1 protein-coding gene and 1 pseudogene are annotated in these 1,414 nt (G+C 66.8%); one reads left to right on the top strand and one right to left on the bottom strand.

Going from position 1 to position 1,414, the window contains the following annotated elements; all coding sequences use genetic code 11:
• Nucleotides 1–29: 29 nt before the first annotated feature.
• Nucleotides 30–873, top strand: a pseudogene (locus AB0M18_RS36620) (IS5 family transposase).
• Here AB0M18_RS36620 and AB0M18_RS36625 read toward each other — a convergent pair.
• On the bottom strand, nt 855–1,307 hold the full coding sequence (locus tag AB0M18_RS36625) for a DUF5959 family protein (protein WP_365765731.1): 453 nt from the start codon (nt 1,305–1,307) through the stop codon (nt 855–857). The pseudogene AB0M18_RS36620 and the gene AB0M18_RS36625 sit on opposite strands and share 19 nt — an antisense overlap.
• Nucleotides 1,308–1,414: the final 107 nt, after the last annotated feature.

Below are 1,414 nucleotides of genomic sequence, written 5' to 3' on the forward strand. Positions count from 1 at the left end.
TTCGAGGTGGTTGGATCGCTCCGGGACTGATGATCCGGGGGTGCGGGGTGGCTCGGCCGAAGCCGTGGGAAGTCGATGACGGGTTGTGGGCGGTGATCGAGCCGCTGTTGCCCAAGGTTGAGCGCCGGACCCGGCATCCTGGGCGCAAGCGGCATCCGGACCGGCTCGTGTTCCAGGGCATCCTGTTCGTCCTGCACACCGGGATCGCCTGGGGACACCTGCCGCAGGAACTCGGCTTCGGCTCGGGCATGACCTGCTGGGCCGGCTGGCCGAGTGGACCGAAGCCGAGGTGTGGCCGCGACTGCACGAGGCCCTCCTCGCCAAGCTCCGCAGCGCGAACGCCCTGGACTTCTCCCGGGCGGCCGTCGACGGCTCCCATATCCGCGCGTTAAAGGGGGCTCCAAGACCGGACGAAGCCCCGTCGACCGGGGCAGGACGGGCAGCAAGCACCACCTGATCACCGACGCCACCGGCATCCCGCTCGCCGCCACCCTGACCGGCGGCAACCGCAACGACGTCACCCAGCTGATCCCACTCCTCCAGGCCGTGCCGTCCGTGCGGGGCAAGCGTGGCCGGCCCCGGCGCCGCCCGGACGTAGTCCTGGCAGACCGCGGCTACGACCACGACAAGTACCGCCGTCTCGTCTGGGACCTCGGCGTGAAGCCGTTGATCGCCCGCCGCGGCACCGAGCATGGCTCCGGCCTGGGCACCCAACGCTGGGTCGTGGAACGCGCCTTCGCCCACCTGCACTGGTTCCGCCGCCTGCGGATCCGCTGGGAGATACGCGACGACATCCACGAAGCCTTCCTCACCCTCGGATGCGCACTCATCTGCTGGCGACGCCTGGCCGCAGTTCAGCGCCGCCACTCATAGACGCCCGGGGAAGACTCCAGCACTTCGCTCGGCCACTCCTGCAGCACCTGCCCGAGCAGCTTCCGCTGCTCGTCGATCCAGCCCTCTTCAAGACTCATGGGAAGGAACACGGAGACGCACGAACTGCCCAGATCTTCTACACGGACAGCGACAGTCTCATGCTCCTCGTTGTACGGCTGGATCTTGATCTCGGGGCTGTGGTCGACATCCCTCCAGCAGATGTCCTGACCTGCAGCAAGCAGGTCCAGAGCACGCGACCACTCCTCCAGGTCGGAAGGGAACAGGGACATGGCCAACCGACCGCCGACGAAGCTGCTGGTCACAATGACCTCTGCGTCGAGCTGGTCGTGAAGATGCAGCACGCCCGGCGACCTACGCCCCAGCACACGCACCCGGAAGCTGTTGTCACCATCCGAGAGGCTGATCAGTTCCACCCTGCACCCTCTGCCCTGCCCGATCACATCTGTCAGAGCTCAGGGTCTCTGAACCAGATCAACGGGCACAAGCAGGTTGTCCCCGCCTCATTCCGTTAGGAGTTCTA

This window comes from Streptomyces sp. NPDC051909, from assembly GCF_040681095.1.
Lineage (GTDB): Bacteria > Actinomycetota > Actinomycetes > Streptomycetales > Streptomycetaceae > Streptomyces.